This window comes from Saccharothrix sp. CCNWYY140 (assembly GCF_037401995.1).
Lineage (GTDB): Bacteria > Actinomycetota > Actinomycetes > Mycobacteriales > Pseudonocardiaceae > Actinosynnema.
This window is the reverse complement of the sequence record NZ_JBBEGC010000083.1, coordinates 23,901-31,577: the sequence shown is the minus strand read 5'-3', so window position 1 is coordinate 31,577 and position 7,677 is coordinate 23,901. Positions and strand designations below refer to the sequence as shown.

The following is a 7,677-nucleotide window of genomic DNA, read 5'->3' as shown; positions in this document are numbered from 1 at the left end:
TCCCGTGGTCGCTGCCGCTTGGCGGAACGCAAGAGCTCCCCGCCCTTCGGGCGTAACGCCTTCGGCGAAAAGCGGCGCACCTTCGGCGGAAAGCACGCGGCGGTCGAGTGGTGGGTCGGGGGAGCCTGCGGCCGGCGGTACCGGGTCCCGACCGCGCGTCATGTTCGGGACCGGTCCCCGGGTGCCGCCGATAGCGTCCGGCCCCGTGACGAGGAAACGCTTTGCCGCGCGCGCGAGTCAGCCGTTCGTGCTGGTTGGTGGCGTGTGTGTGGCGGCTGTGGTTGCCGTGGTGGCTGGGGTGGCGCCGCCGTTGTCGGCTGCGAGGTTCGCGAACACCGGCCACTGGATGTACAACTCGGTGCTGGGCACGGTCTTCCACGTCGACGGTGCCACGGCCAACATCGACGCGCGGTTCGCGATCGATGCCGAGGTGGGCAGCCAGGTCCTGCAAAGCGACACCGGCGGCTGGGTGGTCGGGCAGCACCGGATCACCGGGTTCGACAAGGAGTCGCTGTCGCAGCGGCACGTGGCCACCCCGCCCTCCGACGAGATCCCGGTGGGCATCGAGGTCGTCGGCGGGCCGTACGCGGTCTACGCCAACACCGGCCGGATCATCCGGCTCGGCGACCCGGCCGCGTCGATCTCCACCGGCGGCGCGATCGGCCCGCCGGTGGCCACCCCGGAAGGCGCACTCTGGTTCCACCGCACCGGGAAGGGCGAGATCTGCACCCTGGCCAAGGACGCCGTGGAGGTGTCCGGCTGCCCGGTGTCCGCGCCGGTGGACCACGCGGGCGCGTTGACCGTCGTGGACGGGCGGCCCGCGTTCCTCGACCTGTTCACCAGCAAGCTGCACACCGTCGACGGCGACGCGCTCGGCGAGGGCGTCGACCTGGGGGTCATGCTGTCGCCCGACTCCCGGCCCGCTCCCCGGGACGCGGACGGGCGGCTGGCCATCCTCGACCCGGGTGCCGCGCAGACCAGCCTGGTCCTGGTGGACACCAGGTCCACGCCGGCCAAGGCCGTGACGGTGGCGCTGGGCACCGGCGACTACGACGGCCCGGTGTCGACCGGCGAGGTCGTCGCGCTGGTGGACCGGCAGAAGGGCACCGTGGTCACCTACGACCCGGACGGCAAGCGGAAGGACGAGAAGCCGCTCAAGGACAAGACGGGCCAGCCCCGGCTGTCCGTGGGCGAGGACAAGCGGGTCTACGTCGAGGACACCAACGGCACGCAGGTGCTGGTGGTCGACGAGGACGGCAGCGTGACCGACGTCGACGTGAACCGGAAGGCCGAGACGCAGACCCAGGCCACGACCACGAAGACGTCCGACCAGACGGCGGAGCGCGACGCCCGTCAAGCCGGTGACGACCGGCAGCCGGAACGCACGACCGGACGCCCCGCGCCCCCACCGCAGACGCCGCCCGCGGTGCCGCCGAGCCGTCCCGGCGCCCCGGTCGCGGTCGACGCGCGGCCCGGCGACGGTTCGGCCACCGTCACCTGGGGGCCCGCGCCGGACAACCGCGCGCCGATCACCTCGTACGTGGTGTCGTGGCAGGGCGGCAACGGCCAGACCGGGTCGGTCGGGGTCGGCGGCGGGGCGGGCGCGTACCAGGTCAACGGTCTGACCAACGGGGTGAGCTACACGTTCACCGTGGCCGCGACGAACCAGGTGGGCACCGGCCCCGGCGCGTCGACCCGCCCCGTCACGCCGAACGCGCCGGTCTCGCCCGCTGCGGCACCGGTCGGCCTGCAAGCGAGCTACGACGTGGACGACCGGCCGAGCCGGGACGTCACGCTGACCTGGGCCCAGCCCGCGCTCAACGGCGGCACGCTGGCGCACTACCAGGTCACCGCCACCGGCCTGAATCCGCAGCAGGTGACCGGGACCCAGGCCGTGTACCGGAACGTGTCGGCGACCCAGGCCGTCACCTTCACGGTGTCCGCGGTGACCAGGACCCCGGACGGGCAGCTCCTCACCGGCGCGCCGGCGTCCGCCACCCACGAAGCCGCGCCCCTGCCGCAGATAAGCCTGACCAAGGGCGCGCCCACCGACCAGCACTGCGGCGAGGATCCGGACTGCGCGTGGATGCACATCGTCATGACCGGGTTCGACCCCAACACCTCGTACGAGGTCGTGCCGTACAGCAACGATCCCGATTACTCGAACACGGGTCACGGGACGGTGACCGATTCCAACGGCTCCAAGACGTTGAACGAGTTCGCCTACGCCGGCAAGGGCGACACGGTGTGGGTCGAAGTGATCCTCCCGGACGGCACCCCGATCCGGTCGACCCAGTTGGTCTGGTGAGTTCTCAGCTTCAGGAAAGGGACATCGTGTCGCAGACTCCCGGTCAGGTGTACGAGCTGATCGCGGCGAACGTCCAGAAGGTCGTCCGGGGCAAGCCCCAGGTCGTCCGGCTGGCGGTGGCCACGCTGTTCAGCGAGGGGCACCTGCTCATCGAGGACGTGCCGGGCCTGGGCAAGACCACGCTCGCCCGGTGCCTGGCCCGCAGCGTCGGCGGCAGCTGGAACCGGATCCAGTTCACGCCGGACCTGCTGCCCGGCGACATCACCGGTGTCCAGGTCTACCACCAGGGTGACGAGAAGTTCGCGTTCCACCCGGGCAGCGTGTTCGCGAACGTGGTGCTGGCCGACGAGATCAACCGCGGCACCCCGAAGACCCAGTCGGCGCTGCTGGAGGTGATGTCGGAGCGGCGGGTCACGGTGGACGCCGTGGGCCACGAGGTGCCCAGGCCGTTCCTGGTGATCGCCACGCAGAACCCGATCGAGATGGCGGGCACCTACCGGCTGCCCGAGGCGCAGCTGGACCGGTTCCTGATGCGGCTGCGGATGGGGTACCCGGACCGGGCCTCCGAGGCGCTGGTGGTGATGAGCGACCGCGCCGGCGTCGACCCGGACGAACTCCCGGCCGTGGTGGACATCCCGACGCTGCGCGACGCCATCGCGCAGGCGCGCGCGGTCCGCATCGACCACGCCGTGATCGACTACGCCACGGGCATCACCTCCGCGACCCGGCAGCACTCGGAGGTCCGCTACGGCGCGAGCCCGCGCGGCACCATCGCGCTCGTCAGCGCGGCGCAATCGCTCGCGGCGACCTACGGGCGCGCGTTCGTGACGATCGACGACATCAAGGAGGTCGCGCACGCGGTGCTCGACCACCGGCTGATCCTCAAGCCTGAGGCCGAACTGCGGCAGCGCACGGCCGAAGGCGTCGTGGCCGACCTGCTGGCCGAGATCCCGGTCCCGACCACGAGCGTGTCGGGGGTCTGACCGTGCGGCTGACCCGACGTGGCGTGTGCACCCTCGCGGTCGCGGTGGTGCTCATCGCGCTCGGCCTGGTCGCGGGCTACCCGCTGCTGGTCGCGGTGGGCGCGATGGCCGTGGGCGCGGTGGTCGCCGCGCTCGGTGTCGCCGGCCGCAAACCCCGGGTGGAGGTCATCCGCGAGTTGTTCCCCGACCGGGTCGAGCGCGACGGCCGGGCCGTGATCACGTTGCGCGTCCACAACCCCGGCACGCGGCGGCAGAGCGGGTTCACCGCCGTCGACCGGGTCGGCGAGGACCGGGTGACCGTCGCGGTCCGCCCGCTCGCGGCCGGCGCGGAACAGCCCTACCTCAACGAGTTGCCGACCGGGCGGCGGGGCAGGCACGACGTCGGCCCGCTGACCCTGTTCCGCGCCGACGCGCTCGGGCTGGGCCGGTCCGAGCTGTCCCTGGGCGCGACGGCGACGCTGTGGGTGTACCCGAAGACGCACCCGGTCGCCGCGGTCACCGGCGGGCTCCCGGTGCACCACCACGACGGTGAGGCCACGGAGACGTCGCCGCGGGGGTCGCTCGACATCCGCGAGGTGCGGCCGTACGTCCCCGGCGACGAGGTCCGCCACCTGCACTGGAAGGCGACGGCCCGGACCGGGCAGCTGATGGTCCGCGACTACGCGGACCCGCACCAGCCGCGGTTCACCGTGTTGCTGGACGACCGGCGGGAGGTGGCGGCGGCGGAGTTCGAGGAGTCGGTGGAGCTCGCGGCGTCCCTGCTCGTCGCCGCCGCCGACGCCGACCACCGGTGCCGGTTGGTGACGCCGGGCGGTGTCGACGCCGTCGCGCCCTCGGGGTGGAACGCCGTCCAGCGGTACTTGGAAGAGCTGTGCGTGGTGGACCGGACCCGGGACGCGGGTCTGCCGCTCGTGCCCGGGGTGCTGGCGGGGGCGGGCGGCGGCACGCTCGTCGTGATCTCCTCCGCGGTGTCCGTCTCGCCGGACGACCGGGCGGCGCTGGTCGGTCTGAGGCCGCGGTACGGCGCTGTTGTGCTGGTGGTCGGGCTGTCTGGTGCCGCGCCGGAGGTGCCGGGGATCCGGGTGCTGCGGTCGGCGAACGCCGTGGACGCCATCCGCCAGTGGCAGGCGGTGATCGCATGACTCGCACAGCAAGCGGTGATCGTGTGACGCGACTCCGCGTGGTCTCGTTGTTGCTTGCCACGGCGGTGCCGGGGCTGTTGTTCGCGCCGGTGTTCGGGCTGTGGGCGTTGGTGCCACCGGTGGCCGGTGTCGGAGTGGCGTGTTACGCCGTGTTCGAGCTGTGCCTGCGGGTGCCCGCGCTGCGGCCGTGGCGGCCCTTGCTCGCGTTGGTCGCGGGTGCGCTCGTGCTGGTCGAAGTGACGTTGTTCGACACCACGCGAAGCGGTCTGCCGACGCTGGACAGCCTCACGCGGCTGGTCGCCGGCGCGACCGACTCCTGGCAGCTGACCTTGCAGTCGACCTGGCCGGTGCGGCCGGAAGCGGACCTGCTGCTGTTCGTGCCGTTGCTCGTGCTTATCACGGGCATGGTGGGGATCGAACTGCTGCGCCGGCCCGCCGTGGCCGTGCTGCCCAGCCTCGGTTTCCTCCTGCTGAGCCAGACCTTCGTCGCCTTGCAGGGCACGGAGGCGGTGGTGGCGGTGCTGGTCTACGGGGCCGCCGTCGCGGGGGTGTTCGTCTCCGAGGCGCGGTCCGCGGTCGCGCTGACGGTCGGGCTGAGCGTGGTGGCCGGGGTCGCGGGCCTCGCGGTGCCGACCGGACCCGCGTACTCGGTGCGGCACAACGAGTTCGCCCAGGTCCCGCAGGAGCGGGAGGTGAGCCCGCTGGCCGAGGTCGCGGCCCGGCTGTCCGACCCGGACGCGGAGGTGTTCCGGTACACCAGCGACGCCCCGGTGGACCGCTGGCGGCTGGTGGTGCTGGACGGCTTCGACGGCGTCACGTGGACCGCGGGCGACCGGTACCGCAGGCTGGGCGCGGAGATCGGGCCGCCGGCCGGGACGACCGTGCCGACCACCCAGCGCTCCGCGCGCCTCACGGTGCCCGGCGGCCCGCGGTGGCTGCCCAGCCAGGCGATGCCCACCTCGGTGACCGGCCCGGTGCGGCCCTTGGTCGACCAGGACTCCGGCACGCTGCTGCTCCCGGACCGGGGTGGCCCGGTGCAGTACGACCTGACCTGGCGGGAGCCGGTCGGCGACCTCGCCGGTCTCGCCGACGCCGCCGTGTCGACCGACGTCCGGACCGGCGACCTCGGCACCGTGCGGGACGAGATCGCCGCGATCGCGCGCACGGCCACCAGGGACGCGCGGCCGACGTTCCGGACCGCGCTCGTGCTGGAGCAGTACCTCAGCGAAAACTACAAGCTCGCGACCGGTGCCGCGCTGCCGACCGGGAGCGGTTGGCCCCAGTTGCGCGAGTTCCTCGAGACCACCAAGCGGGGGACCAGCGAGCAGTTCGCCGCGTCCTACGTGGTGCTCGCCCGGATCGTCGGCATCCCGGCCCGGTTGGCCGTCGGGTACCGCGCGCCCCGGGACCAGGAGGGCGGCGAGGTCGTGGTGCGCAACAAGGACGTGCTCGCCTGGCCCGAGGTCGCGGTGGAGGGCGTCGGGTGGGTGCCGCTAGACCCGGCCGGCACGGCGAGCGACGCGGGCGCGGCGCCGACCACGCTGGCGGAGGTCCTGGCGAAGGCACGCGCCGAACTCCCGCCGCCGTCCCAACCGCTGCCCGACCCGCCCGTGTCCGCGCCCGCACAGGTGGATGAGGGTGGTTCGTGGACCGGTGTCGGGACGCTGGTGGGATGGGGTCTGGTGGGCCTGCTCGCGCTGTTCGTGGCGGCGCTGCTCGCCATCCCGGTCGCGAAGCTCGTCCGGACCGTGCGCCGCAGGCGCTACACGGGTGCCCGGAGCGTCGTCGCCGCCTGGTGGGAGGCCCGCGACCTGCTGCGCGCGCACGGCGCACGGGTCACCCCCGGCATGACAGTCCGGGACCTCGCCGGTGTGTCCGAGGGGTCCATTGTGGACAGTCTGCACCGCCTCGCCGTCCACGTGGACACGGCGTTGTGGTCGGGCGCGGGGGCGGACCGGGACACTGTGACGGCGGCGTGGAACGCCGTGGCGGAGATCCGCGGCACGCTCGCCCGGCGCTCGTTCGGCGCCCGGCTCAGGGCGGTGTTCGCGATCCGATGAGCAGCTTGCTCGGCCGTGGCCCGGTCGCCGAGGTGTACACCGTCGACGGAGTCGCGTTGAAGGTGTTCCCCGGCAAGTTCGACCGGCGCACCCTCGCGACCATCGAGCGGGAACGCGCCAAGCTCGCCGAGCTGTCCGTGCCCGTGCTGCCGGTGGACGGCGTCGAACTGGTCGACGGCAGCCGGCACGCCTTGCGGATGGAGTTGTGCGTCGACTCGCTGGCCACCCGCGTCGGGCGGGAGGGGCCGCTGTCGTCGGAGGAGGTGGCGGCCCTGTGCGAGTCGCTGCCGCGAGCGCTGGCCGCCGCGCACGCGCTCGGCGTGCTGCACGGCGGGATCAGCCCGACGAACGTGTTGTTCCGCGCGAACGGCGAGGTCGTGCTGGCGGACTTCGGTGTCGCGCAGCGGCAGCAGTTCCGGCGCGATCCGCTGGCCGGCATCGAATGGGTGTCGCCGGAGACGCTGCGCACCGGCCTGGTCGAAGCGGCGACCGACGTGTACGGGCTCGGTGCGGTGCTGCACTTCGCGTTGACCGGGAAGTCGCCGCATCCGAGCCGGATCGGAGAGCCGACCGGCGAGCGGATCCTGCGCGTGCTCGGCGATCCGGTGCCCGCGGTCAGCCGGCCCGACGTCCCCATCGCGCTGTCCACCGCCATCGGCCGGATGCTCGCGCCCGATCCGGCCCGCCGCTCGTCACCGGCGACGGCCGACGTGCCCGAGGCGTCGCCGGCCAGGCCTCCGCGCTGGCGTCGCCATGCGGTCACTGCGGTGACGGCGGTGTCGGCCGCCGCGCTGGCGGCAGTGCTGGCCGCCGTGTTCGTACCGCGCGGCACGCCCGAGTCGCCGGCGGCGAACCCCACACCGCCGCCGGTCGCGGACACCGCGGAGCCGCCACCGGACACGGCTGAGCCGGTGGTGGAGCTGGCCGAGCCGACCGACCTGGGCGACAAGGTGGAGCTCACCTGGACGTCGAACGACGACCGGCTCTACTTCGCCGTCCGCTACTGGGTGGAGGGCGAGCCGAGCCAGACGGTTTCCGTGGGGTTCGGCCACACCGCGACGGTGAGCGTCGATCCCGACCCGGCCCGCAAGTACTGCTTCCTGGTGCGCGCCACGAAGGGCGGGGAGTCGATTTACGAGAGCCAGACCGAGGACCTGCGTGGCGCGGTCTGCCGAGGGTGAGGA

At 73.3% G+C, this 7,677-nt stretch carries 5 protein-coding genes; all 5 read left to right on the top strand.

Annotated elements, in window-relative coordinates:
- Window positions 1–268: 268 nt before the first annotated feature.
- From WBN91_RS28290 to WBN91_RS28270, 5 genes are read left to right on the top strand one after another with little or no spacing between them, the layout of a single operon-like run.
- A complete protein-coding gene (locus tag WBN91_RS28290; protein ID WP_337723350.1) occupies window positions 269–2,308 on the top strand; it encodes a fibronectin type III domain-containing protein in 2,040 nt (679 codons plus the stop codon).
- Between the two features lie 26 nt (window positions 2,309–2,334).
- Window positions 2,335–3,291 carry an AAA family ATPase gene (locus WBN91_RS28285; RefSeq protein ID WP_337723349.1) on the top strand — a complete coding sequence of 319 codons (957 nt, stop codon included), beginning with the start codon at window positions 2,335–2,337 and terminating at the stop codon, window positions 3,289–3,291.
- A 2-nt stretch (window positions 3,292–3,293) separates the two neighbouring features.
- Window positions 3,294–4,433 (top strand): DUF58 domain-containing protein, encoded by a 1,140-nt coding sequence (locus tag WBN91_RS28280; RefSeq protein ID WP_337723348.1) that lies wholly within the window; start codon window positions 3,294–3,296, stop codon window positions 4,431–4,433.
- Window positions 4,434–4,456: 23 nt separating this feature from the next.
- Window positions 4,457–6,493 carry a transglutaminase family protein gene (locus WBN91_RS28275; RefSeq protein WP_337723347.1) on the top strand — a complete coding sequence of 679 codons (2,037 nt, stop codon included), beginning with the start codon at window positions 4,457–4,459 and terminating at the stop codon, window positions 6,491–6,493.
- On the top strand, window positions 6,490–7,674 hold the full coding sequence (locus tag WBN91_RS28270; protein WP_337723346.1) for a serine/threonine-protein kinase: 1,185 nt from the start codon (window positions 6,490–6,492) through the stop codon (window positions 7,672–7,674). The genes WBN91_RS28275 and WBN91_RS28270 overlap by 4 nt, the downstream gene beginning before the upstream one ends.
- The last annotated feature ends 3 nt before the right edge of the window (window positions 7,675–7,677 follow it).

Coding starts and splice junctions, on each gene's coding strand:
- WBN91_RS28270 (WP_337723346.1), top strand. CDS start 6,490: ATGAGCAGCTTGCTCGGCCGTGGCCCGGTCGCCGAGGTGTACACCGTC.